General features: G+C 67.8%; 21 protein-coding genes. All 21 read right to left on the bottom strand.

Going from position 1 to position 24,840, the window contains the following annotated elements:
* Position 1: 1 nt before the first annotated feature.
* Complete coding sequence (rpmC, locus tag BMZ30_RS02095; protein ID WP_093374615.1) at positions 2-241, bottom strand: 50S ribosomal protein L29; 240 nt, start codon at positions 239-241, stop codon at positions 2-4.
* Positions 241-660: a 50S ribosomal protein L16 gene (rplP, locus tag BMZ30_RS02090; RefSeq protein WP_093374613.1), complete on the bottom strand. Its 420-nt coding sequence runs from the start codon at positions 658-660 to the stop codon at positions 241-243. The genes rpmC and rplP overlap by 1 nt, the downstream gene beginning before the upstream one ends.
* A gap of 3 nt (positions 661-663) precedes the next feature.
* Positions 664-1,500 carry a 30S ribosomal protein S3 gene (gene rpsC / locus BMZ30_RS02085; protein ID WP_093374611.1) on the bottom strand — a complete coding sequence of 279 codons (837 nt, stop codon included), beginning with the start codon at positions 1,498-1,500 and terminating at the stop codon, positions 664-666.
* Positions 1,500-1,916, bottom strand: a complete 417-nt coding sequence (rplV, locus tag BMZ30_RS02080; protein ID WP_093374609.1) for a 50S ribosomal protein L22 — start codon at positions 1,914-1,916, stop codon at positions 1,500-1,502. Before rplV ends, rpsC begins: the two co-directional genes overlap by 1 nt.
* Entirely contained in the window at positions 1,913-2,194 is a 282-nt protein-coding gene (gene rpsS / locus BMZ30_RS02075) for a 30S ribosomal protein S19 (RefSeq protein WP_012867940.1), read from the bottom strand. Before rpsS ends, rplV begins: the two co-directional genes overlap by 4 nt.
* A gap of 15 nt (positions 2,195-2,209) precedes the next feature.
* Positions 2,210-3,046: a 50S ribosomal protein L2 gene (rplB, locus tag BMZ30_RS02070; protein ID WP_093374607.1), complete on the bottom strand. Its 837-nt coding sequence runs from the start codon at positions 3,044-3,046 to the stop codon at positions 2,210-2,212.
* Between the two features lie 33 nt (positions 3,047-3,079).
* Complete coding sequence (gene rplW, locus BMZ30_RS02065; protein WP_093374606.1) at positions 3,080-3,382, bottom strand: 50S ribosomal protein L23; 303 nt, start codon at positions 3,380-3,382, stop codon at positions 3,080-3,082.
* On the bottom strand, positions 3,379-4,074 hold the full coding sequence (gene rplD, locus BMZ30_RS02060) for a 50S ribosomal protein L4 (RefSeq protein WP_093374604.1): 696 nt from the start codon (positions 4,072-4,074) through the stop codon (positions 3,379-3,381). The genes rplW and rplD overlap by 4 nt, the downstream gene beginning before the upstream one ends.
* Before the next feature lie 7 nt (positions 4,075-4,081).
* Complete coding sequence (gene rplC, locus BMZ30_RS02055; protein ID WP_093374602.1) at positions 4,082-4,744, bottom strand: 50S ribosomal protein L3; 663 nt, start codon at positions 4,742-4,744, stop codon at positions 4,082-4,084.
* A gap of 19 nt (positions 4,745-4,763) precedes the next feature.
* Positions 4,764-5,072, bottom strand: a complete 309-nt coding sequence (gene rpsJ / locus BMZ30_RS02050; RefSeq protein WP_093374600.1) for a 30S ribosomal protein S10 — start codon at positions 5,070-5,072, stop codon at positions 4,764-4,766.
* 433 nt (positions 5,073-5,505) lie between these two features.
* The gene (gene tuf, locus BMZ30_RS02045) at positions 5,506-6,696 is read right to left on the bottom strand and encodes an elongation factor Tu (RefSeq protein WP_093374598.1); all 1,191 of its coding nucleotides are present in this window, start codon (positions 6,694-6,696) and stop codon (positions 5,506-5,508) included.
* Between the two features lie 132 nt (positions 6,697-6,828).
* The gene (gene fusA / locus BMZ30_RS02040) at positions 6,829-8,931 is read right to left on the bottom strand and encodes an elongation factor G (RefSeq protein ID WP_093374596.1); all 2,103 of its coding nucleotides are present in this window, start codon (positions 8,929-8,931) and stop codon (positions 6,829-6,831) included.
* 89 nt (positions 8,932-9,020) lie between these two features.
* Positions 9,021-9,491: a 30S ribosomal protein S7 gene (gene rpsG / locus BMZ30_RS02035; RefSeq protein ID WP_093374594.1), complete on the bottom strand. Its 471-nt coding sequence runs from the start codon at positions 9,489-9,491 to the stop codon at positions 9,021-9,023.
* A complete protein-coding gene (rpsL, locus tag BMZ30_RS02030) occupies positions 9,491-9,865 on the bottom strand; it encodes a 30S ribosomal protein S12 (RefSeq protein ID WP_093374592.1) in 375 nt (124 codons plus the stop codon). The genes rpsG and rpsL overlap by 1 nt, the downstream gene beginning before the upstream one ends.
* A gap of 442 nt (positions 9,866-10,307) precedes the next feature.
* On the bottom strand, positions 10,308-14,189 hold the full coding sequence (locus BMZ30_RS02025) for a DNA-directed RNA polymerase subunit beta' (protein WP_093374590.1): 3,882 nt from the start codon (positions 14,187-14,189) through the stop codon (positions 10,308-10,310).
* A 125-nt stretch (positions 14,190-14,314) separates the two neighbouring features.
* Positions 14,315-17,824, bottom strand: a complete 3,510-nt coding sequence (gene rpoB / locus BMZ30_RS02020; protein WP_093374588.1) for a DNA-directed RNA polymerase subunit beta — start codon at positions 17,822-17,824, stop codon at positions 14,315-14,317.
* Positions 17,825-18,010: 186 nt separating this feature from the next.
* A complete protein-coding gene (locus BMZ30_RS02015) occupies positions 18,011-19,444 on the bottom strand; it encodes an FHA domain-containing protein (RefSeq protein WP_177191249.1) in 1,434 nt (477 codons plus the stop codon).
* Between the two features lie 8 nt (positions 19,445-19,452).
* On the bottom strand, positions 19,453-20,778 hold the full coding sequence (locus BMZ30_RS02010) for a WG repeat-containing protein (RefSeq protein WP_093374584.1): 1,326 nt from the start codon (positions 20,776-20,778) through the stop codon (positions 19,453-19,455).
* Complete coding sequence (locus tag BMZ30_RS02005) at positions 20,778-21,575, bottom strand: A24 family peptidase (RefSeq protein ID WP_093374582.1); 798 nt, start codon at positions 21,573-21,575, stop codon at positions 20,778-20,780. The genes BMZ30_RS02010 and BMZ30_RS02005 overlap by 1 nt, the downstream gene beginning before the upstream one ends.
* Positions 21,572-22,192: a hypothetical protein gene (locus BMZ30_RS02000; RefSeq protein WP_093374580.1), complete on the bottom strand. Its 621-nt coding sequence runs from the start codon at positions 22,190-22,192 to the stop codon at positions 21,572-21,574. Before BMZ30_RS02000 ends, BMZ30_RS02005 begins: the two co-directional genes overlap by 4 nt.
* Positions 22,192-24,837, bottom strand: coding sequence for a hypothetical protein (locus BMZ30_RS01995; protein WP_143073110.1), 2,646 nt, complete (start codon positions 24,835-24,837; stop codon positions 22,192-22,194). The genes BMZ30_RS02000 and BMZ30_RS01995 overlap by 1 nt, the downstream gene beginning before the upstream one ends.
* Positions 24,838-24,840 lie beyond the last annotated feature (3 nt).

The raw sequence follows: 24,840 nt of genomic DNA, 5'->3' as shown, positions 1-24,840 counted from the left end.
CTCACTCACTCGCGCTCGGGGCAGTACGGATACCGAGCTCGCGCTCACGCAGGATCGTGTAGATCCGAGCGATGTCGCGGCGCACGGCCTTGAGACGGCCGTGGCTCTCGAGCTGGCCGGTCGCCGCCTGGAAACGCAGGTTGAAGAGCTCCTGCTTGGCCTTGTCCAGCTCAGCAGCCAGGCGGTCGTTGTCGTAACCGTCCAGCTCGGTGACGGCAAGGTCCTTGGTTCCGATAGCCATCAGTTCGCACCACCCTCGCGCACCACGAAACGGCACTTCATCGGGAGCTTGTGCATCGCACGACGCATGGCCTCACGGGCCAGGGCCTCGTCGACACCGGCCAGCTCGAAGACGATCCGGCCGGGCTTGACGTTGGCGATCCACCACTCGGGGGAACCCTTACCGGAACCCATGCGGGTCTCGGCGGGCTTCTTGGTCAGCGGGCGGTCGGGGTAGATGTTGATCCACACCTTTCCACCACGCTTGATGTGACGCGTCATCGCGATACGCGCGGACTCGATCTGACGGTTGGTGACGTAGGCGGGCTCGAGAGCCTGGATGCCGTACTCACCGAACGCGATCGAGGTGCCACCCGTGGCGGCGCCGGAGCGCCCGGGGTGGTGCTGCTTGCGGTGCTTGAGCCTGCGCGGGATCAACATTGCTCAGGCCTCCGTTCCGGGCTCGGCGACCGCGGGAGCGGCCGGCGCTGCAGGAGCGGACTGCTCCGGCGTGGCGGGCGACTCGGTCGGACGGTCGTTACGACGTCCAGCGCCGGCGCCGCCACGGGCGGGACGGTCCGAGCGGTCGGAGCGCGGGCCACGACGCGGAGCCTGGGTGGCCTGCTCGCGAGCAAACTCCTTCTCCGTCATGTCGCCCTTGTAGATCCAGACCTTGACACCGATGCGACCGAACGTCGTGCGGGCCTCGAAGAACCCGTAGTCGATGTTCGCGCGCAGCGTGTGCAGCGGCACACGACCCTCGCGGTAGAACTCGCTACGGCTCATCTCGGCACCGCCCAGACGACCGGAGCACTGGACACGGATGCCCTTGGCGCCGGCGCGCTGCGCGGACTGCATGCCCTTGCGCATGGCGCGGCGGAACGAGACACGGCTCGCGAGCTGCTCGGCGATCCCCTGGGCCACGAGCTGAGCGTCGATCTCAGCGTTCTTGACCTCGAGGATGTTGAGCTGCACCTGCTTGCCCGTGAGCTTCTCGAGCTCGCCGCGGATGCGGTCGGCCTCGGCGCCGCGGCGACCGATGACGATGCCCGGGCGCGCCGTGTGGATGTCCACGCGGACGCGGTCACGGGTGCGCTCGATCTCGACCTTGGAGATGCCGGCGCGCTCGAGGCCCGTCGACATCAGCTTGCGGATCTTGACGTCCTCGCCCACGTAGTCGCGGTAGCGCTGACCAGGCTTGGTGCTGTCGGCGAACCAACGCGACCGGTGGTCGGTGGTGATGCCGAGGCGGTACCCAAGCGGGTGAACCTTCTGTCCCACTATCGGGCCCTTCCCTTCGTGTCTTCGCGCGGCTCGACCACGACGGTGATGTGGCTCGTCCGCTTGAGGATCTGGCTGGCCCGGCCCTGCGCACGAGGGCGGAACCGCTTGAGCGTCGGACCCTCGTCGACGAACAGCTGGGTCACGACGAGCTTCTCGCGGACGAGGTTCCCGTTCGTGACCGCGTTCGCGGCAGCAGAGTCGATGAGCTTGTAGACGATCTCGGAGGCCGCCTGCGGGGCGAACTTCAGGATCAGCAGAGCCTCGTCGACGCTCTTGCCACGGACCAGGTCCACCACTCGGCGGACCTTCTGCGGCGTGGCGCGCACGAAGCGCGCGACGGCCAGGTCTCCGGGGGCGTCACCGAGGAGGTGAGCCCGCCGCGGGTTCGGCCGCTTCTGAGCAGTCTCGCTCATCGCCTTCTACCCTTCTTGTCGTCCTTCACGTGCCCGCGGAAAGTCCGCGTAGGAGCAAATTCTCCGAGCTTGTGGCCGACCATCGACTCGGTGACGAACACCGGAGTGTGCTTGCGGCCGTCGTGCACGGCGAAAGTGTGACCGAGGAAGTCGGGGGTGATGACCGACCGACGGGACCAGGTCTTGATGACGTTCTTGGTCCCCTTCTCGTTCTGGACGTCCACCTTCTTCTGGAGGTGTCCGTCGACGAAGGGGCCCTTCTTCAGGCTGCGTGGCATCTGTCAGGCTCCTTATCAGCGCTTCTTGCCAGTACGACGGCGCCGGACGATCAGCTGGTCGCTCGGCTTGTTGGGACGGCGGGTGCGGCCCTCGGGCTTGCCCCACGGGCTCACCGGGTGACGTCCACCGGAGGTCTTGCCCTCACCACCACCGTGCGGGTGGTCGATCGGGTTCATGACCACACCACGGACGGTCGGGCGCTTGCCCTTCCAGCGCATGCGGCCGGCCTTGCCCCAGTTGATGTTGGACTGCTCGGCGTTGCCGACCTCGCCGACCGTGGCACGGCAGCGGGCGTCCACGTTGCGGATCTCGCCGGACGGCATACGCAGCTGGGCGTAGGGACCGTCCTTGGCGACGAGCTGCACCGACACACCGGCCGAGCGCGCGATCTTCGCGCCGCCGCCGGGGCGGAGCTCGATCGCGTGGATGACGGTACCGGTGGGGATGTTGCGCAGCGGCAGGTTGTTGCCGGGCTTGATGTCAGCCCCGGCGCCTGCCTCGATGCGGTCGCCCTGCTTCAGCTTGTTCGGCGCGATGATGTAGCGCTTCTCGCCGTCCGCGTAGTGCAGGAGCGCGATGCGCGCCGTGCGGTTGGGGTCGTACTCGATGTGCGCGACCTTGGCGGGCACGCCGTCCTTGTCGTGGCGACGGAAGTCGATGACGCGGTAGGCACGCTTGTGGCCACCACCCTTGTGACGGGTGGTGATGCGCCCGGTGTTGTTACGACCGCCGGTCTTCGTCAGCGGGCGGACCAGCGACTTCTCCGGCACCGAGCGCGTGATCTCGACGAAGTCGGCGACGCTGGCGCCGCGGCGACCCGGTGTCGTCGGCTTGTACTTACGGATTCCCATGGGGATCTGTCCTCAATCTGCTTAACGCCGGCGTCAGCCGACCGGGCCGCCGAAGACGTCGATCGAACCCTCGCGGAGGGAGACGATCGCACGCTTGGTGTCCTTGCGCTTACCAATCCCGAACTTCGTGCGCCGGGACTTGCCCGGGCGGTTGAGCGTGTTGACCGAGTCGACCTTCACGTCGAAGATCTTCTCGATCGCGAGCTTGATCTCGGTCTTGTTGGCCCGGGGGTCGACGAGGAAGGTGTACTTTCCCTGGTCGAGCAGGCCGTAGCTCTTCTCGGAGACGACCGGCGCGAAGATGATGTCGCGCGGGTTCTTCTGCAGCTGGCTCACTTCGCGTCCTCCTCAGTGACCTCGGCGGACGAGGCGACAGCCTTCGCCGACGCGCCCTTGGCGGGACCGGCGAGGAACGCCTCGAGGGCGCCCTGGGTGAAGACCACGTCGTCGGAGATCAGCACGTCGTAGGTGTTCAGCTGGTCGGCGACCAGCAGGTGGACCTCGGCGGCGTTGCGCAGCGACGTGGCGGTGACCTCGTCACCACGCTCGAGCACGACGAGGACCTTGCGACGCGGTGCGAGGTTCGCGAGCGACGTGAGGGCCTGCTTCGTCGACGGCTTGCCGTCGACACCGAAGCCGGTCACCACGTGCACGCGGCCAGCGCGCGCCCGGTCGGAGAGGGCTCCGCGCAGGGCGGCCGCCTTCATCTTCTTGGGGGTGCGCTGCGAGTAGTCGCGCGGGGTCGGGCCGTGCACCACGCCACCACCAGCGAAGTGGGGAGCGCGCGTGGAGCCCTGACGGGCACGACCGGTGCCCTTCTGCTTCCAGGGCTTGCGTCCACCACCGCGGACCTCGCCGCGGCTCTTGGTGTCGTGGGTGCCCTGGCGGGCGGCAGCGAGCTGCGCGACGACGACCTGGTGGATGAGTGGAATGTTCGTCTGGACGTCGAACACCTCGGCGGGAAGCTCGGCAGTGCCGGCCTTCTTCCCCGTGGTGTCGATGACGTCAACAGTCAGCGTCTCGGCCATGGTTGGCTCACGCCTCCTTCACGGCGCTACGCACGAGGACGACGCCGCCCTTGGGACCGGGAACCGCGCCCTTGACGAGCAGCAGGCCCTTCTCGGCGTCGACCGCGTGAACGGTCAGGTTCTGGACGGTCTTGCGGTCGTGACCCATGCGGCCGGCCATCTTCATGCCCTTGAACACGCGCGACGGGGTCGAGGCCCCACCGATCGAGCCGGGCTTGCGGTGGTTGCGGTGCGCACCGTGCGAGGCGCCGACGCCGTGGAAACCGTGGCGCTTCATGACACCAGCGGTGCCCTTGCCCTTGGTCGTCCCGGAGACGTCGACCATCGCGCCGGCCTCGAACACCGCAGCGGTGATCTCCTGGCCGAGCGTGAAGTCGGCGGCGTTCGACGTGCGGACCTCGGCGACGTGACGACGCGGCGTGACGCCGGCCTTCTCGAAGTGGCCCTTGAGCGGCAGCGTGACCTTGCGGGGGTCGATCTGGCCGTAGGCCAGCTGGACCGCCGTGTAGCCGTCGACGTCAGTCGTGCGGACCTGGGTGATCACGTTGGTGCCGACGGCGACCACGGTCACCGGCACGACACGACCGGACTCGTCCCAGACCTGCGTCATGCCCAGCTTGGTGCCGAGCGCCGCAGTCACGGGCCTGTCGTTCTGGTTCGGGGTAGACATTCTGTGTTCTCCTCCCCGCTCAGAGCTTGATCTCGATGTTCACGTCCGCAGGCAGGTCGAGGCGCATGAGCGCGTCGACGGCCTTCGGCGTGGGATCGATGATGTCGATGAGGCGCTTGTGCGTGCGCATCTCGAAGTGCTCGCGGCTGTCCTTGTACTTGTGAGGCGACCTGATGACGACGAAGACGTTCTTCTCCGTCGGCAGCGGCACCGGGCCCACGACCGTCGCACCAGCGCTCGTCACCTTGTCGACGATCTGGCGCGCCGAACTGTCGATGACCTCGTGGTCGTAGGACTTGAGCCGGATGCGGATCTTCTGTCCCGCCATGGCGTCGTCTGACTCTCTCTCTCGAACCGCTAATTGTCCGACCCCCGCGCTCGGGCGTGTCGCAATGTGCGACCTGCTCCGGCGCATGCACCATGACGGTGCTGGGCCGTTGGATATGTGAGGGACCGCTCGCGAGCCCGTGGGGCCCGCCGTGTGTCCGATCACAACGTCTGCTCGCCTGCGAGGAGCGGGGCTCCGCGAGGCGCTCGATCTGTCACGCACAGAGAGCTGCCTCGCGAGTGCTCGCGGATCAACACACTGTTCGTCACATGAATGAACGCGCCCGTAACAGGCAACCTCAGTAGTCTGCCACGCGCACAGCCAAATGGCAATCGGCTGCGGCCGGCATGGTGAGGGGCTCGGCACCGGACGGGCGCCGAGCCCCTCGTGCTGGTCGCTCCGGGGAGCGGCTCAGCGAGTCCTGCGGGTCAGATCACTTGAGGATCTTGGTGACCTGGCCCGATCCGACCGTACGGCCACCCTCGCGGATGGCGAAGCCGAGGCCCTCTTCCATGGCGATCGGCTGGATCAGCTCGACCGACATCTCCGTGTTGTCGCCGGGCATGACCATCTCGGTGCCCTCGGGCAGCGTGATGACGCCGGTGACGTCCGTGGTGCGGAAGTAGAACTGCGGGCGGTAGTTCGAGTAGAACGGGTTGTGACGCCCACCCTCGTCCTTCGCCAGGATGTAGACGCGAGCCTCGAAGTTCGTGTGCGGGGTGATGGAACCCGGCTTCACGACGACCTGACCACGCTCGACGTCCTCGCGCTTGATGCCGCGGAGCAGGAGGCCGGTGTTGTCGCCAGCCTGCGCCTCGTCCATCGACTTGTGGAACGTCTCGATGCCCGTGACCGTGGTCTTCTGCGCGGCACGGATGCCGACGATCTCGACCTCGGAGTTGACCGTGAGGGTTCCACGGTCGACCTTGCCGGTGACGACGGTGCCACGACCGGTGATCGTGAAGACGTCCTCGATCGGCATCAGGAACGGCTTGTCGAGGTCGCGGACGGGGTCCGGGACGTTCTCGTCGACAGCGTCCATGAGGTCCGCGACGGACTGCGTCCACTGGGCGTCGCCCTCGAGCGCCTTGAGGCCCGAGACGCGCACGACGGGCGCGTTGTCGCCGTCGAAGCCCTGTGCGGAGAGGAGCTCGCGCACCTCCATCTCGACGAGCTCGAGGATTTCCTCGTCCTCCACCATGTCGGCCTTGTTCAGGGCGACGAGGAGGTAGGGGACGCCGACCTGGCGGGCCAGGAGGACGTGCTCGCGCGTCTGCGCCATGGGGCCGTCGGTGGCGGCGACGACGAGGATCGCACCGTCCATCTGGGCGGCACCCGTGATCATGTTCTTGATGTAGTCGGCGTGACCGGGCGCGTCGACGTGCGCGTAGTGGCGCTTGTCGGTCTCGTACTCGATGTGCGCGATGTTGATCGTGATGCCGCGCTGCTTCTCTTCGGGCGCCTTGTCGATCTCGTCGAACTTGAACTCAGGGTTCACGTCCGGGAACCGGTCGTGCAGCACCTTGGAGATCGCCGCCGTCAGCGTCGTCTTGCCGTGGTCGACGTGACCGATGGTGCCGATGTTGACGTGCGGCTTGTTCCGCTCGAACTTGGCCTTCGCCACTGGGGTCCTCCTGGGACTTGGGTAGTTGTGCCGAACGATGCAGGATGCTCTCACCGCGTGGGCTGAGCACCTGCCGGGCGTGCGGGTCGCTACAGGTTGATTGTTGTTACTAGGGGGTCGACCTGTGGGGACTCACTCGCCCCGGGTCTTCTTGATGATCTCTTCGGCAACGTTCCGAGGGACCTCGGAGTAGCTGTCGAACTGCATCGAGTACACAGCACGGCCCTGGGTCTTGGACCGCAGGTCGCCGATGTACCCGAACATCTCGGACAACGGTACTTGAGCGCGAACAACCTTCACACCCGTGGCGTCCTCCATGGACTGGATCATGCCACGACGTGAGTTGATGTCGCCGATGACGTCGCCCATGTACTCCTCGGGCGTACGCACCTCAACCGCCATCACCGGCTCGAGGATAACCGGGTCTGCCCGCTTGATGCCCTCCTTGAGGACCATCGAGCCGGCAATCTTGAACGCCATCTCCGAGGAGTCGACGTCGTGGTAGGCGCCGTCGATGAGCGTCGCCTTGACGCCCACGAGGGGGAAGCCGGCGACGACACCGAGCTGCATCGCGGACTGGATGCCCGCGTCGACGCTGGGGATGTACTCACGCGGGATACGACCACCGGTGACGGCGTTGACGAACTCGTAGAGCTCGCCCTCGGACGTGTCGAGCGGCTCGAAGGTCACCTGGACCTTGGCGAACTGACCCGAACCACCGGTCTGCTTCTTGTGCGTGTAGTCGATCTTCTCCGCAGCGCGGCGGATCGTCTCGCGGTAGGCCACCTGCGGCTTGCCGACGTTCGCCTCGACCTTGAACTCGCGCCGCATGCGGTCGACGAGGATGTCGAGGTGGAGCTCGCCCATGCCGCCGATGACGGTCTGGCCGGTCTCCTCGTCGAGCTTGACACGGAACGTCGGGTCTTCCTCAGCGAGCTTCTGGATGGCGACCGAGAGCTTCTCCTGGTCGGCCTTCGTCTTGGGCTCGATGGCCACGTCGATGACGGGCTCGGGGAAGGTCATCGACTCCAGGACGACCGGGTTGGCCGGGTCGCACAGGGTGTCACCCGTGGTGACGTCCTTGAGGCCGATGAAGGCGTAGATGTGTCCGGCGGTGGCGTCGTCGACCGGGTTCTCCTTGTTGGAGTGCATCTGGAACAGCTTGCCGATGCGCTCCTTCTTGCCCTTGGTCGAGTTGAGCACCTGCGCGCCCTGCGCGACCTTGCCGGAGTACACGCGTACGTACGTCAGCTTGCCGAAGAACGGGTGCGTCGCGACCTTGAACGCGAGCGCGGAGAACGGCTCGGTCGAGTCGGGGTGACGCTCGATCGTGATCGACTCGTCCTTGACGTCGAGGCCCTCGATCGAGGGGACGTCGAGCGGCGACGGGAGGTAGTCGATGACGGCGTCGAGCATGGGCTGGACGCCCTTGTTCTTGAACGCCGAGCCGCACAGGACCGGGAACGCCTCGCCCGCGATGACGAGCTTGCGGATGCCGGCCTTGATCTCGGCGATCGTCAGCTCTTCGCCCGCAAGGTACTTCTCGAGCAGCTCGTCGTCGGCCTCGGAGACGGCCTCGATCAGCTCGGCGCGGTACTGCGCGGCCTTCTCGACCAGGTCGGCCGGGATCTCCTCGACGTCATAGGCCTCGCCGAGCTTGGTCTCGCCGTGCCAGACGAGGGCCTTCTGCTCGAGCAGGTCCACGACACCGGTGAACTCGCTCTCCGAGCCGATGGGGAGCTGGATGACCAGCGGCTTGGCCTTGAGGCGGTTGATGATCGTGTCGACCGTGAAGTAGAAGTCCGCGCCGAGCTTGTCCATCTTGTTGACGAAGCAGATGCGGGGGACGTTGTACTTGTCGGCCTGGCGCCAGACGGTCTCCGACTGGGGCTCGACGCCCTCCTTGCCGTCGAAGACGGCGACGGCGCCGTCGAGGACGCGCAGCGAGCGCTCGACCTCGACCGTGAAGTCCACGTGGCCGGGGGTGTCGATGATGTTGATCTGGTTGTCGTGCCAGTAGCACGTCGTCGCGGCGGACGTGATGGTGATGCCGCGCTCCTGCTCCTGCTCCATCCAGTCCATCGTGGAGGCGCCGTCGTGCGTCTCACCGATCTTGTAGTTGACCCCGGTGTAGAACAGGATCCGCTCGGTGGTCGTCGTCTTGCCGGCATCGATGTGGGCCATGATGCCGATGTTGCGGACCTTGTTCAGGTCGGTCAGCACGTCAAGTGCCACGGGTTATCCCCTTTGGGTGGTGGGAAGCAAGAGAGTCGGGCTCGCGCCCGGGCGGTGCCCCGCCGGTGAGGCGGGGCACCGGAGCGGTACTACCAGCGGTAGTGCGCGAAGGCCTTGTTCGACTCGGCCATCTTGTGCATGTCCTCACGGCGCTTGACCGCGGCACCGAGGCCGTTGGAGGCGTCGAGGATCTCGTTCATGAGGCGCTCGGTCATCGTCTTCTCGCGGCGGGCGCGCGAGAAGTCGGTGAGCCAGCGCAGCGCGAGGGTCTGCGAGCGGGTCGGGCGAACCTCGACGGGCACCTGGTACGTGGCACCGCCGACGCGGCGCGAACGGACCTCGAGCGCGGGGCGGACGTTGTCCAGCGCGCGCTTCAGGACGGCCACGGGGTCACCGTCGACCTTGGCGCGGACGCCCTCGAGGGCGCCGTAGACGATCGCCTCGGCCGTCGACTTCTTGCCGTCGAGGAGGACCTTGTTGATGAGCTGCGTGACGACGGGCGATCCGTAGACCGGGTCGACGATGAGCGGCCGCTTCGGGGCCGGACCCTTGCGAGGCATTAGCGCTTCTCCTTCTTCGCACCGTAGCGGCTGCGAGCCTGCTTGCGGTTCTTGACACCCTGGGTGTCGAGAGCGCCGCGGACGATCTTGTAGCGCACACCCGGGAGGTCCTTCACACGACCGCCGCGCACGAGCACGATCGAGTGCTCCTGCAGGTTGTGGCCGACGCCGGGGATGTACGCCGTGACCTCGATCTGGCTGGACAGGCGCACACGGGCGACCTTGCGCAGCGCCGAGTTCGGCTTCTTGGGGGTGGTGGTGTAGACGCGGGTGCACACACCGCGTCGCTGCGGGGAGCCCTTGAGGGCCGGGGTCTTGGACTTCCCGACCTTGGACGTCCGCCCCTTGCGGACGAGCTGCTGGATCGTGGGCACTGCGTCTCCGTTGTCTACTCGAGCTGTCGGGGCCTGTCGTGCTCGACCCCCGGTTGTGTGGTCTGTCTCGGGCCGCCAGCATCGGCGCGAGAACCTCGCACGACGATGCGTGCGAGAGCGCCAACTACCACCGGCTCGATGGTCCAGGTCGGTCCTCCCGGCGGTGAGGCAGGGACGATCTCGCTGGAATACCCGCCGGCCGTCGTCCGCACGGACTGCCCGGGGAGGGCTGCACGTGCACCGCGCGATGCGTGGCGTCGAACGAACGACGTACATATCGAGCACGGCAGTGTCCGACGGCGCGGGCACAGTTTCCTAGGCTACTCGCCGTACGGGGGTGAGTCAAAGGAGCTGGGGCACCGGCGCACGTGACGTGCGTCGCGCCCGAACGCGCGAGGCCCGCGCCCTGCCGGAGCAGGACGCGGGCCTCGCGGGCGCGACGTCAGCGGTAGTCGCCGAAGTCGATGTCGTCCAGACGGATCGCGTCGCCCGAGCCCATGCCCAGGGTCGGGAAGTCGATCTCGTCGTAGCCGAAGCTCGGGAAGAGCTCCGCCTTGGCCTGCTCGGTCGGCTCGACCTGCACGTCGCGGTAGCGCGGCATACCGGTTCCGGCGGGGATGAGCTTACCGAGGATGACGTTCTCCTTCAGGCCCAGCAGCGGGTCACGACGGCCGCTCATGGCAGCCTCCGTGAGCACGCGGGTGGTCTCCTGGAAGGAGGCCGCGGACAGCCACGAGTCGGTCGCGAGCGACGCCTTCGTGATGCCCATGAGCTCCGGACGACCCGAGGCCGGCTGACCGCCCTCGGCGACCGCACGGCGGTTGGCGTCCTCGAACCGGCCTTGCTCGGCGAGCTCGCCGGGCAGCAGACCCGTGTCACCCGAGTCGAGCACCGTGATGCGGCGAAGCATCTGACGCACGATGACCTCGATGTGCTTGTCGTGGATGTCCACACCCTGCGACTTGTAGGTCTCCTGAACCTGGTCGACGAGGTGCTTCTGGGTCTCCCGACGCCCGAGGATGCGCAGGACCTTCTTGGGGTCCACGGCGCCCTGGACGAGCTGGGTGCCCACCTCGACGTGCTCGCCGTCCGCGACGAGCAGACGCGCGCGCTTGGTGACCTGGTACGGGATCTCCTCCGAGCCGTCGTCCGGCTCGAGGATGAGGCGACGCGAACGCTCGCTGTCCTCGATCTTGATCTTCCCGGAGAACTCCGCGATCGGGGCCTCGCCCTTGGGGGTGCGGGCCTCGAAGAGCTCCGTCACGCGGGGCAGACCCTGCGTGATGTCGTCCGCGGAGGCCACACCACCGGTGTGGAACGTACGCATGGTCAGCTGCGTGCCCGGCTCACCGATGGACTGGGCGGCGATGATGCCGACCGCCTCACCGATGTCGACGAGCTTGCCGGTCGCGAGCGACCGTCCGTAGCACTTGGCGCACGTGCCCACGCGGGACTCGCAGGTCAGGACCGAGCGGACCTTGACCTCCGTGACGCCCGCGGCCAGGAGCGCGTCGATCATGACGTCGCCGACGTCCTCGCCCGGCTGACCGAGCACCGTACCGTCGACCTCGACCGTGGTGGCCAGGGAACGCGAGTAGATGCTCGTCTCGACCTTGTCGTGACGGAACAGGCTGCCGTCCGACGCGGACTCGGCCACGGGCAGGAGCAGACCGCGCTCCGTGCCGCAGTCTTCCTCGCGGATGATGACGTCCTGCGACACGTCCACCAGACGACGGGTCAGGTAGCCGGAGTCGGCGGTCCGCAGCGCGGTGTCCGCCAGTCCCTTGCGGGCGCCGTGCGTCGCGATGAAGTACTCGAGGACGGACAGGCCCTCGCGGTAGTTGGACTTGATCGGGCGCGGGATGATCTCGCCCTTCGGGTTCGCCACGAGACCGCGCATACCGGCGATCTGACGGACCTGCATCCAGTTACCACGGGCACCCGAACCGACCATCCGGTAGACCGTGTTGCGGGCGTGCGACTCGAAGTTCTCGCGCATGACCTTGGCGACCTTGTCGGTGGCCTGGGTCCAGATCTCGATGAGCTCCTGACGGCGCTCGTCGTCGGTGATCAGACCCTTGTCGTACTGCTGCTGAACCTTGAGAGCGCGACCCTCGTGCTCCTCGAGGATGGCGGCCTTCTCCACGGGCGTGTTGACGTCCGAGATCGCGATGGTCACGCCCGAACGCGTCGCCCAGCGGAAGCCCGCGGACTTGAGTGCGTCGAGCGACTCGGCGACCTCGACCTTCGGGTACTTCTCCGCCAGCTCGTTGACGATCGCGGAGAGCCGCTTCTTGTCGACGACGCCGTTCTCGTACGGGAAGTCGATCGGCAGCGTCTCGTTGAACAGCGCACGGCCGAGCGTGGTGTCGAAGCTCAGGGTCTTCCCCTCGCTCCAGCCCTCGGGCGCGTCGAAGCCGACCGGCGGGACCCAGTCGGAGTCCATGCGGATCTTGACCTTCGCGTTGAGGTCGAGCGACCCCTGGTCGAACGCCATGATCGCCTCGGACACCGACGAGAAGCTCCGGCCCTCGCCGAGCGCGTCCTCGCGGTCCGACGTCAGGTGGTACAGACCGATGATCATGTCCTGCGAGGGCATGGTCACCGGACGACCGTCCGACGGCTTGAGGATGTTGTTGCTCGAGAGCATCAGGATGCGGGCCTCGGCCTGCGCCTCCGCCGAGAGCGGCAGGTGCACAGCCATCTGGTCACCGTCGAAGTCCGCGTTGAACGCCGCGCAGACGAGCGGGTGCAGGTGGATGGCCTTGCCCTCGACGAGCTGCGGCTCGAACGCCTGGATGCCCAGACGGTGCAGCGTGGGTGCACGGTTGAGCAGCACGGGGTGCTCGGTGATGACCTCTTCGAGCACGTCCCACACGACCGGGCGCGCGCGCTCGACCATCCGCTTGGCGCTCTTGATGTTCTGCGCGTGGTTCAGGTCCACGAGGCGCTTCATCACGAACGGCTTGAACAGCTCGAGCGCCATCTGCTTGGGCAGACCGCACTGGTGCAGCTTGAGCTGCGGGCCGACCACGATGACCGAACGGCCCGAGTAGTCGACGCGCTTGCCGAGCAGGTTCTGGCGGAAGCGCCCCTGCTTGCCCTTGAGCATGTCGGAGATCGACTTGAGCGGGCGGTTGCCCGGTCCCGTGACCGGACGTCCACGACGACCGTTGTCGAACAGTGCGTCCACGGCCTCCTGGAGCATCCGCTTCTCGTTGTTGACGATGATCTCGGGTGCGCCCAGGTCGAGCAGCCGCTTGAGGCGGTTGTTGCGGTTGATCACGCGGCGGTAGAGGTCGTTCAGGTCCGAGGTGGCGAAGCGGCCACCGTCGAGCTGGACCATCGGACGCAGGTCCGGCGGGATCACGGGCACGGCGTCGAGCACCATGCCGGTCGGCGAGTTCGTCGTGGTGAGGAACGCGTTGACGACCTTGAGGCGCTTGAGCGCGCGGGTCTTCTTCTGGCCCTTGCCCGAGCGGATGATCTCGCGCAGGTCCGCGGACTCCTGGACGAGGTCGAAGTCCTGGAGCCGGCGCTGGATCGCAGCGGCACCCATGGAGCCCTCGAAGTAGTTGCCGAAGCGGTCCTGCAGCTGTCGGTACAGCATCTCGTCGCCCTCGAGGTCAGCGACCTTGAGGTTCTTGAAGCGGTCCCAGACGTTCTCGAGGCGGTCGAGCTCGGCGTCGGCACGCTTGCGCAGCTGAGCCATCTCGCGCTCCGCGGAGTCGCGCACCTTGCGGCGAGCGTCGGCGCGGGCGCCCTCGGTCTCGAGCTGGGCGAGGTCCTCCTCGAGCTTCTTCGCGCGCGTCTCGATCTCGTTGTCGCGACGGTCGGTGATCTCCTTCTTCTCCAGGTCGATCTCGTTCTGGAGGTTGGGGAGGTCCTCGGCGCGGCCCGCTTCGTCGACCGACGTGATCATGTACGCCGCGAAGTAGATGACCTTCTCGAGGTCCTTCGGGGCGAGGTCGAGCAGGTAGCCGAGGCGCGAGGGCACACCCTTGAAGAACCAGATGTGCGTGACGGGCGCGGCGAGCTCGATGTGGCCCATGCGCTCACGACGGACCTTGGAGCGCGTGACCTCCACGCCACAACGCTCGCAGACGATCCCCTTGAAGCGCACGCGCTTGTACTTGCCGCAGTAGCACTCCCAATCCCGGGTGGGGCCGAAGATCTTCTCGCAGAAGAGTCCGTCCTTCTCGGGCTTGAGCGTGCGGTAGTTGATGGTCTCGGGCTTCTTGACCTCACCGTGTGACCAAGAGCGGATGTCTTCTGCGGTGGCCAGGCCGATGCGCAGCTCATCGAAGACGTTGACGTCGAGCAAGGTGGTCCTACTTCCTTCGTTCGCCGGTCGGGATCATGGTCCCGCCTGCCGGCGCGGTGGAGTTCTCCTGGGTGTCAGTCCGGGCCGCCCACGTCGCTGGTGCGTGGTGGGCGGCCGGCCCGAGATCAGATCTCGTCGATGCTGGATGCTGCGTTGGGGCGGCGGGACAGGTCGATGCCGAGCTCCTCCGCGGCGCGGTACACCTCGTCGTCGGACTCACGCATCTCGATGGACACGCCGTCGCTGGACAGCACCTCGACGTTCAGGCACAGCGACTGCATCTCCTTGAGGAGCACCTTGAAGGACTCCGGGATGCCCGAGTCGGGGATGTTCTCCCCCTTGACGATGGCCTCGTAGACCTTCACGCGGCCCGGGACGTCGTCCGACTTGATGGTGAGAAGCTCCTGCAGCGTGTAGGCCGCGCCATAAGCCTCGAGCGCCCACACCTCCATCTCACCGAACCGCTGACCACCGAACTGCGCCTTACCACCGAGCGGCTGCTGGGTGATCATCGAGTACGGGCCGGTCGAGCGCGCGTGGATCTTGTCGTCGACCAGGTGGTGCAGCTTCAGGATGTACATGTAGCCGACCGACACGGGGTCCGGGAACGGCTCGCCGGAGCGCCCGTCGAACAGCCGCGCCTTGCCGTCCATGCCAACCATGCGCTCGCCGTCACGGTTCGGCACCGTCGCGCCCATGAGGCCGTTCAGCGCGGACTCCTCGACGCCGTCGAACACCGGGGTCGCCAGCGGGCGGCCGGGCTCGGACGCGAGGGCGATCTCGGGGATCGACTTCGTCCACGAGAGGTCACCCTCGGCGAGCTTGACGTCGTAGCCCTGCTTCGCGATCCACCCGAGGTGGATCTCGAGCACCTGACCGACGTTCATGCGCCCCGGGACACCCATCGGGTTGAGGACGATGTCCACCGGTGTGCCGTCCGGGAGGAAGGGCATGTCCTCGACGGGCAGGATCGTCGAGATGACGCCCTTGTTGCCGTGGCGACCGGCGAGCTTGTCGCCCGCGGTGATCTTGCGTCGCTGCGCGATGTAGACGCGCACGAGCTCGTTCACGCCGGCGGGCAGCTCGTCGCCGTCCTCGCGACGGAACTCCTTGACGCCGATGACCGTGCCGGACTCGCCGTGCGGGACCTTGAGCGACGTGTCGCGGACCTCGCGGGCCTTCTCGCCGAAGATGGCGCGCAGCAGGCGCTCCTCCGGGGTCAGCTCGGTCTCACCCTTGGGCGTGACCTTGCCGACCAGCACGTCGCCGGCGCCGACCTCGGCACCGATGCGGATGATGCCGCGCTCGTCCAGGTCTGCGAGGACCTCCTCGGAGACGTTCGGGATGTCCCGGGTGATCTCCTCAGGGCCGAGCTTCGTGTCGCGGGCGTCGACCTCGTGCTCCTCGATGTGGATCGAGGACAGGACGTCGTCCTGCACGAGGCGCTGCGACAGGATGATCGCGTCCTCGTAGTTGTGGCCCTCCCAGGACATGAACGCCACGAGGAGGTTCCGGCCGAGCGCGAGCTCGCCCTCGTCCGTCGCGGGGCCGTCGGCCAGGACCGAGCCGACCTCGACGCGCTGGCCGGCGTCGACCACCACGCGCTGGTTGTAGCTCGTGCCCTGGTTGGAGCGGCGGAACTTGGCGATCCGGTAGCTCGTCGTCGTCGCGTCGTCGTTGGCGACGACCACGAGGTCGGCCGAGACGTCCGTGATGACACCCGGCTTGGTGGCCACGACCACGTCACCGGCGTCGACGGCGGCGCGCCACTCCATGCCCGTGCCGACCAGCGGCGCCTCGCTGCGGACCAGCGGGACGGCCTGACGCTGCATGTTCGCGCCCATGAGGGCGCGGTTCGCGTCGTCGTGCTCGAGGAACGGGATGAGCGCGGTGGCCACGGAGACCATCTGGCGCGGGGAGACGTCCATGTAGTCGACGGCGGTGCCGGTGACGTAGTCGATCTCTCCGCCCTTGGTGCGGACCAGGACGCGGTCGTCGGCGAAGCCGCCGTCAGCCTTGAGCGACTGGTTCGCCTGGGCGATGACGTAGCGGTCCTCGTCGTCGGCCGTGAGGTAGACGACCTCGTCGGTCACCTTGCCGGCGACGACCTTGCGGTACGGCGTCTCGATGAAGCCGAACGGGTTGATCCGCCCGAACGACGCGAGCGAGCCGATCAGGCCGATGTTCGGGCCTTCCGGGGTCTCGATCGGGCACATGCGGCCGTAGTGCGACGGGTGGACGTCACGGACCTCCATGCCGGCGCGGTCGCGGGAGAGACCACCCGGGCCGAGCGCGGACAGGCGACGCTTGTGCGTCAGGCCCGCGAGCGGGTTGTTCTGGTCCATGAACTGCGAGAGCTGCGACGTGCCGAAGAACTCCTTGATCGACGCCACCACGGGGCGGATGTTGATCAGGGTCTGCGGGGTGATCGCCTCGACGTCCTGGGTCGTCATGCGCTCGCGCACGACGCGCTCCATCCGGGACAGGCCCGTGCGGACCTGATTCTGGATGAGCTCGCCCACGGCGCGGATGCGGCGGTTGCCGAAGTGGTCGATGTCGTCGGTCTCGACGCGGACGTCGACGGCCTCACCGTTTGCGGTGCCCGGGAGGGTCGTGACGTCGGCGTGCAGCGCGGCGAGGTACTTGATGGTCGCGACGACGTCGCTGACACCCAGCACGGAGTCGGAGAGCTCCGCGTCGCGGCCGAGCTTCTTGTTCAGCTTGTAGCGGCCGACCTTCGCGAGGTCGTAGCGCTTGGAGTTGAAGTAGAAGTTGTCGAGCAGGTTGCGACCGGCCTCGACCGTGGGCGGCTCGCCCGGACGGATCTTGCGGTAGAGGTCGACCAGCGCCTCGTCCTGCGTCTGCGGGACGTCCTTCTCGAGCGTGTCGAGCACGGCGGGGAAGTCCTTGAACTCCTCGCGGATCTCTGACTCCGTCAGGCCGAGGGCCTTGAGCAGGACGGTCACGGACTGCTTGCGCTTGCGGTCGACACGCACGCCGACGGCGTCGCGCTTGTCGATCTCGAACTCGAGCCAGGCGCCGCGCGAGGGGATGATCTTCGCGGAGAAGATGTCCTTGTCGCTCGTCTTGTCCGGCACCCGCTCGAAGTACACGCCCGGGGAACGCACGAGCTGCGAGACGACGACGCGCTCGGTGCCGTTGATGATGAACGTGCCGCGCTCCGTCATGAGCGGGAAGTCGCCCATGAAGACCGTCTGGCTCTTGATCTCACCGGTGTTGTAGTTGACGAACTCCGCCGTCACGAACAGCGGCGCGGCGAAGGTGAAGTCCTTCTCCTTGCACTCGTCGGCCGAGTACTTGGGCGGCTCGAAGCGGTGGTTGGAGAACGAGAGCGACATCGAGGAACCGAAGTCCTCGATGGGCGAGATCTCTTCGAAGATCTCCTCGAGACCCGAGGCCTCGGGGACGTCGCGACGCCCCGTCTCCTTCGCGGCCGCGACGCGGCCCTGCCAGCGCTCGTTGCCGAGCAGCCAGTCGAAGCTCTCGGTCTGCAGACCGAGGAGGTCCGGGACCTCGAGAGGCTCGTGGATCTTGGCGAAGGAGAGACGCCTGGACGCGGTGCGGTTGGCGATCGCATCGGCGGACGGAGCGGTAGGGATGCGCGAGGCAGCCAAGGGGGGTCCTTCCCTGCGGTTCGTGAGAGCTGCAGCCGACCCGGCGAGTGCGACCCCCCGGCCTCGCAGGCCCGACCATCGCTCTAGGGACGACGTCGGGTGCCGCGGGTTATACGGGGTCGCAGGCACAGGCCAGCGCAAAGCGCTAGCATAACCGACCCGGCGACCCGTGGCAAGGCTCGCTGGCTACCATCCTGCCGGGTGCCGCACGACGAACGTCAGGAGCTCGTCGCCGATCTCGATCGTGTCGCCGTCTTCCAGCCGCACCGGCTCGAGGGGAGTGATCGAGGAGCCGTTGATGTCGACACCATTGGTCGATCCGTTGTCCGTGATCGACCAGCCGGCAGCGTCGCCCAGGACGGTCGCGTGATTCTTGCTGACGGTCTCACCACTGATCGCGATGTCGACGCGCGAGCGGCGCCGTCCGATCACCATGACGGTCTGGTTCAGTGGCAGCTCCTCCCCCGTGCTCTGCCGACGCAGCGCCGCGGGGACGAGCTCCGGGCTCGCCGCAGAGGACCCGGCGAGGCCCTCGACGTGCGCGCGGATACCCTCCGACCCGACTTGGAAGGTCTGGTCGAACGGCGCGTCGGCGGCGCGGCCGCTCGGGAACCCCGGGGGGAGCACGGCGGGCGCGGTGGCCACGACCGTCGCGCCGTCCTTCGCCGGTCGGCCACGCTCCTTGCGCTGTCGGTCGTAGGTCGCCTTGTTCTCCTGCGAGTAGTGCTGCAGGAGGTACAGCAGGGTCATCGGCTTCTCGCCGTTCGGTGGCGCTACCGGCGCCCCGGTCGGCGCTCCGGTCGAGGCGCTGGTCGGTGCCCCGGTCGGTGCCCCGGCCGCGTCAGCGGTCGAGGCCGCTGGCGCGACCTGCGCCGACGGTGCCGCCGCCACGGGCTGAGGCGCTCCCGGGCTGCCGGGCACGGCATAGCCGTAGCCGACCGGAGGCGCCGCGGGGCCCGCGGGACCCGCCGCCTCCGGCACGATGCCGTACGTGACCGGCACCTCGCCCACGGTGGGATCCACGGCGCGGACCGGACCCCCGTGCGCGCCCTCGCGGGCGAACGGCGCACCAGCACCCTGCCGGGGTGTATCGATATTCTTGATGGCCCGCGACAGCCCGGCGAGATCCGCCGCGCTCGTCGCGGTCAACGCGCCGACGAGCTCACCGACGTAGGCCCGGTCCTGCTCGCGGTCGTACCAGAGCTGGAGCAGGCTCTCCCGAAGGACGGTCGCGACGTCGTCGGGCTCACGCCCGCGCACGGGCAGGCACAGCACGACCGGCTCGCACGTCTCCGGGTCGACGTACAGGTGCTCCCTCGTCACGACGAAGTGCTCGCGGTCGATCATGTAGCGGTCGCCCTCGAGCAGGGTGTCGATCACGCCGGCCACGAGCGTCAGGACCTGCTCGCGGCGCAGCGCACGGTCAGCCAGCGCAAGGAGCGGGACCGCCCCCTCGACGTCGTAGCGCACCACGGTGGTGCCGTCGATCGTCGCGCGGGAGGCCGCGGCGACCCGGGGGACGTCGTTGTGCGAGATCATCCCCCAGACCATCGCGTCGAAGACGTCGTCGGGCCCGAGGGTCACGACGACCTGACGACCGTCCACAGTTCGCTCGATCATGGTCACGGTCAGTTCTCCTTGTAACGCAGCAGCTGGAGCAGGACCCAACGAGGCTCGGTCCGGTCGGGCTCGTCCGCGAGCCGCACGAGCGCGGCCCCCGTCGAGGCGAACATCGTGGCATCGCCGAACACGGGCTCGACCACGATGCGGCCCGCCGAGTTGACGTAGCCCCACGCGTCTCCCACCTTGACCGGCGCGAGACCGTGGGTGTACGAGCGCGCGTCGGCGAACTGCGGCTTGACGACCCACGACCCGTCGGTGGCGATGAACCCCCACCCTGCGGCGGTCTGGACCGCCGCGGCACCGTCGACGAACGCACGGGCGGCGAGGAATGTCTCCTCCCCCACCACAGAACCCTCAGTCGTGTACAAGCGGACCTTGCCGTCCGCCGTCGCGAAGAACCGACCCTGGGCCGCCAGGGCACCGCGGTCGTCCCGGACGACCGACGCGAGCCCGGTCACCACGGCCCGGCCCGCGGTGTCGATCACGGACCACGTCGTGCCGTCAAAGACCGCAGCGATCCCGCCGGAGAACGCCGTCCCGTCCGCGTACCTCGTGCCGCCCAGCGCTGGCACGAACGACGTGTCGACGTAGACGACACCGCCGTCCCGGGTGCGGGCGGGGATCAGGCCGTCGCCGAGCGCACCATAGGACGTGTAGTCGACCTTGGTCGCCACGAGGACCGGTTCCCCCTCGCCGTCGATGAAGAACGGGGTGCCCTCGTCGTCGACCACCGGGATCCTGCCACCGACGTGGGGGCCGACCTGCGCATAGGTCTTTCCGACGCCCTTCCCCTCCGCGTCCACGGCGCGCCACCCGTCTCCGGTGTCCACGGCTGCGACGTCCCCGAGGAACGGCGTGACGCTCGCGAACCCGCTCGAGCCGAGCTCATACTCGTACGCGATGGCGTCGGTCACCGCGGTCAGCCGGTCGCTGGCCACCTCGGCCGCCTCGGCGGCGCGCACGACCTCGAACGCGGTCTCGAAGTCGTCCTGCGCGACGGCCGCCTCGATGAGGTCCGCGTACGCCTGCGGGTCGTCGTACGTGGTCGCGATCGCCCACAGGTGCTCGTCGCGCTGCGCCTCGGTTCCGTTCTCCGCCAGGTACTCGGTGACCTCCCAGGCCACGGCCCGCGAGGGCCGGAGCGCGAGCGCGGCCTCGTACGAGGCGATCACCTCGTGGTTCACGCCGCGCTCCGCGGCGGCGCGCGCGTCGGTGAGATGTTGCTCGTACGCGGCCTCGTCCGCTGCGTTCCCGCGCACGAGGCTCACCCACCCGCCGCCGACGAGCGCGACGAGGACGCTGAGGACGACGTAGCGGTACCAGCTGGCCATCAGACTCCAGACAGAGAGACGAAGAGCACCGTCGCAACGGTGCCGACGAGAACGGCGGGGCAGAGGGGGAACGCGTCCTTGCGCGTCGCACGGTGAGCGGCGAGAGCCCAAGCCGAGTAGGCGAAGGCGACGATGAACGACACGAACACCGCCGTGACCGCGAGCCGGGTGCCCAGAAGCAGCGGGAAGAGCAGGAACAGCAAGACGTCGCCGCCACCGAGGCCGGCCCTGCTGGTCAGCCGCACGAGGCCGAACACGGCGCCGATCATGGCGGCCGCTGCGGCCTCCTGCCCGACGCTGGACCAGCTCGGGCCGCCCTCGGTCACCTCGATCGCGAGACTCACGGCGCGCACCAGCAGGAGCGCGCCGAGCGCCGGGGCAGCGACGACGCCGTACCGTACGTCCAGCGCGGCGACCGGCACCAGCAGCACGAGGGTGAGCGCGACGCGCAGCTGATAGGACAGCGGGACCTCGGCGACGCCCCACCCGACGGCGAGCGCGACCACCGCAGCCAGGACCGCCCACGGGGCGTAGACGACGAGCGAACGGTCGAGCACGTCGTCCCGAGCGGCCGGGGCGGCGGCGTCGGGCTCGACGATCTTGACCGAGACCTGCCCGCCGTCCTCCTGCTCGCCCTCGGCCGCGCCGCCTGCGTCCGCGCTCGGCAGGTCGCGTGGAGACGGGGTCCCACCGCTTGGGCGTCCGGGCGCGAACGACGCCACGTAGCGGACGCCCAACAACGTCACGGCGGCCGACACGAGGATCACGATGACGCCGGCCACGAGCACCTCGGTCACTCGTCCCCCGCCCCGACCGTGCCCCACCGAGTCGACTCCGCGTGCGCACGCATGGCGAGCGAGTGGTCACCGAAGAACCAGAGCCGCACGTCGTACTGGGCGTCGAGCACGACGCGGTCCCCGGTCACGACCGAGACCGTGGCCGGGTCGAAGGTCACTCCCTCGGCCCCCTCCACCACGCCGAGCGCCTTCAACAGCGCGTCCTGCGACTCGAGCTGGCCTGCGACCGCACGGCTCGCCAGCTCGGCCTCGGGGAGGTCGTTCACCATCAGCGCGAGCGCGTTGTCGGATCCGTTGAGACCGAACACGTCGTCGTTCGACCCGAGCCTGCCGACCAGGTCCTCGACGAGGTCGATCACGTCGGCCGCATCCGAGGTCACCGCGGCGCTGCGCACGTACGAGGCCTGGGACAGCGCGATCGCTGCCTGGTTCACGGCGACCGTGACCTTCGCCTGAGCGACGGCGACCGCGGAGAGCTTCATGACGAGGAGCATGAACAGCAGGTACACCGGGAGCGCCATGGCGGCCTCGACGATCAGGTAGCCCCTCGCGCCCGCTGGCCGCCGCCCCGAGCTCGAGGGCGCGCAGTCGGACGCGCGCAGCACGAGCCGCGCCATCAGAAGCCGCCCACCGTGGTCAGGTGGAAGCGGCCGCTGTCTCCCTCGAACAGCGAGTCGGCCGGCCCCGTCCCTCGGAAGAGCGTGCTGATGAACGGTTGCACCTCGTATCCGGACGTCACGGTGAACGCGGTTCCCGCCTTGGTCAGACGGAAGTCGTCCTGGCCGAGGTAGCCCATGTTGAAGTCGACGACGTCCCCGGCACGACGCACCATGCCCTCGCGGTCCCCCATCCAGCGGACGATCATGAAGATCTTCAGGTAGTGGATGTAGCCGAGCTCGACCTCGCCGAGCTCGCGCCGCTTGCCGCTGGTCTCTCGGGACTCGGGCGTCGCCGCCCACTCATCGTCCACTACACCGATCTTTCGAGCCTCGTCCGACAGGTCGAAGCCGGCGCGTAGCACTGTCAGCTCCGTGGGGATGAACGTCACGAGTTCCCCGTTGCGCAGGCGCGCCATGTCGTCGAACGTCTGCATCAACGCCGCGACGAAAGGCACAGCCGCAGCGAGCCAGCCGAGGAACGGTATCGTCGCGACGACCGAGCGGATCACCGTCACCAGCTTGTCCGAGAACGCCACGACGAGATTGATGCCGTAGCGCATCAACGAGATCATGCCGTAGACGGCGGCGGGTCGGTCGAAGCCGGTGAGGACGTACTCGACCTCGCTCGCGCACCCCACCTCCCAGCACTCGGGATACGCCTCCTGCGACAGCCGCTTGCCCGGGTCGTTGTCCGACACCGGCCCGCTCTCCGGAGGCGCGTCCGGCTTGCTCGCGTCGCCCGCCGTCTTCTTGTCGGCCGAGGCCTTCTTCCCCGCGGCGCACGCGGAGCTCCACAGGCAGTTCTGGTCCTCGTTCTGCGACGCCGTCACCGAGACGTTGTCGAGCGTCGAGTAGGTGAACATGCCCGTGACGTACTCGGTGAAGAAGATGCCGTCTCGAACGTTCTCGGCGGCGTCAAGGAGGCCACCGACCAGACCGAGCACGGCGTCGAGCAAGCCACCGGAGTCGTCCGAGAAGGCGTCGACATCCTCCTCGTCGGTGTCCGAGAACCCTGCGAGCTCTTGGGCGGCCTCAGCACCGTCTGTCGTCCCGCCGACGCTGGGACGGGTCGCCCAGCGATCGTCCGAGCCCGAGTATGTTGTCGCGCGCTGATCCTTGACCGCATCAAGCAGTTCCTTGTACGACAGCGCCCGGTCCTTCATCGCCTTGAGCATCGTCGTGACCGACGACTTCGCCTGGCCCGTGGCCTCCTCGGCCAAACCCTTCTTGACGGCCTCATCCAAGGCCTTGGCGACCTTCTGGAGCTTGGTCTCGGCGAACGACTTGAGCCCCGACAGCATCATGGTGTCGGTCAGCTCGCGCAGCGGACCGTTGAGGTCCTGGACCACGATCTTCATGATCGCGTCCCGGGCATCCTCAAGGATCGACGTGACGGCGGCGGCGCTAGGGTCCTCGCCGTCCTCGTCCTCGTTCGCCTCCTCGTACGCCGTGCGCGCGTCGCCGACGGCAGTCGAGATCATGCTCGTGATCTTCGACCTCGTGTACTCCTTGGCCAGGATTGTCTTCGAGTCGCGGACGAACCGGTCGAGAGCGTCGGTGATCTCCTTGCGGTCCTCAGCGGAGAACTCGTCCGTGATCGCCTTCTTGATCTTCTGGCCCGTGGACTTGAGGAACGAGGCGTCCTCCTGAGCGTCGGCCGCGTCGTCGTCGGCCCCCTGGGAGGCGGCGGCATCGGCCTCGGCGGCAGGCGTCAGCTCCTCGTCCACGAACGTGATGAGGTCGCTGGCGGCCGTGACGAGATCAGTCGGATCCACGGCGAGGAGCTTCGTCGAGGCGTCGGACGACTTGTCGGCGGCGTCCCGGATCAGTGTCCAGATCGCCAGCACACGGTCGAGCGCATCGTCGTACGCCTGGCGCGTCTGCGCGGTGGAGTCGAGCTCGCGCGCGAAGTAGGCGCTGGCGAGGTCGGCGAAGCGTTGCTCGATCGAGTCTGCGCCGCTCTCCGCCACGAGGTCTTCGACCTTCTTCAGCGCGTCGTACGCCGCGATGAGGTCAGTCTTGATCGCCGCGACCTCATCGATCAGCTTCTCGGCCTCGTCCACGACCTTCGCCAGCTTGTTGATGCCGTCGACGCGCTTCTTGACGAGCGTGATCTTCTTCTCGAGGTTGACGAGCCAGTTGATGGACTCCGCCAGCGAGCTCATGAACTCGACGGGCGCGCGGTACTTCATGTACTCGACGATCTGGTTGGTCAGGACGTCGGGCTCGGCGAGGTTCGCGTTCGCGACCACCTCGACGTCACCGAACTCCGCGCTCGAGAACTCGAGTCGGAGGATGTCCCCGCCGCCCTCGACCGACGTGGACGACGCGAGCACCTGCTGAGCGGCGACGTCAAGGTTCTCGCTGTCGATCACTGCGAGCAGGCCGAAGGTCTTGCGCAGCATCTCGTCGTGGTTGGCCAGCACGTCGTTCATCGCCACCTGCTGGGCGGAGCGCACCACGGAACGCGCGAGGACACCGCGGCTGCCGTCTACGAACAGGCCGGTCACGACCATGATCGGGACCAGGACCATCGCCAGGACCACCGTCACCGAGCCCCGTGGTCCGTCTCCGCGCGGGTTCTTCGTCTGTCTAGTGCTCACGAG

It is taken from the genome of Flavimobilis marinus, assembly GCF_900113055.1.
Lineage (GTDB): Bacteria > Actinomycetota > Actinomycetes > Actinomycetales > Cellulomonadaceae > Flavimobilis > Flavimobilis marinus.
The sequence above is the reverse complement of the archived record's forward strand: the minus strand, read 5'-3'. Positions and strand labels throughout refer to the sequence as shown.

Coding starts and splice junctions, on each gene's coding strand:
- rpsJ (WP_093374600.1), bottom strand. CDS start 5,072: ATGGCGGGACAGAAGATCCGCATCCGGCTCAAGTCCTACGACCACGAG.
- rplB (WP_093374607.1), bottom strand. CDS start 3,046: ATGGGAATCCGTAAGTACAAGCCGACGACACCGGGTCGCCGCGGCGCC.
- rplV (WP_093374609.1), bottom strand. CDS start 1,916: ATGAGCGAGACTGCTCAGAAGCGGCCGAACCCGCGGCGGGCTCACCTC.
- rpmC (WP_093374615.1), bottom strand. CDS start 241: ATGGCTATCGGAACCAAGGACCTTGCCGTCACCGAGCTGGACGGTTAC.
- rplP (WP_093374613.1), bottom strand. CDS start 660: ATGTTGATCCCGCGCAGGCTCAAGCACCGCAAGCAGCACCACCCCGGG.
- rplD (WP_093374604.1), bottom strand. CDS start 4,074: ATGGCCGAGACGCTGACTGTTGACGTCATCGACACCACGGGGAAGAAG.
- BMZ30_RS02010 (WP_093374584.1), bottom strand. CDS start 20,778: ATGGCCAGCTGGTACCGCTACGTCGTCCTCAGCGTCCTCGTCGCGCTC.
- BMZ30_RS02000 (WP_093374580.1), bottom strand. CDS start 22,192: ATGGCGCGGCTCGTGCTGCGCGCGTCCGACTGCGCGCCCTCGAGCTCG.
- rplC (WP_093374602.1), bottom strand. CDS start 4,744: ATGTCTACCCCGAACCAGAACGACAGGCCCGTGACTGCGGCGCTCGGC.
- rpsS (WP_012867940.1), bottom strand. CDS start 2,194: ATGCCACGCAGCCTGAAGAAGGGCCCCTTCGTCGACGGACACCTCCAG.
- BMZ30_RS02015 (WP_177191249.1), bottom strand. CDS start 19,444: ATGATCGAGCGAACTGTGGACGGTCGTCAGGTCGTCGTGACCCTCGGG.
- rpsG (WP_093374594.1), bottom strand. CDS start 9,491: ATGCCTCGCAAGGGTCCGGCCCCGAAGCGGCCGCTCATCGTCGACCCG.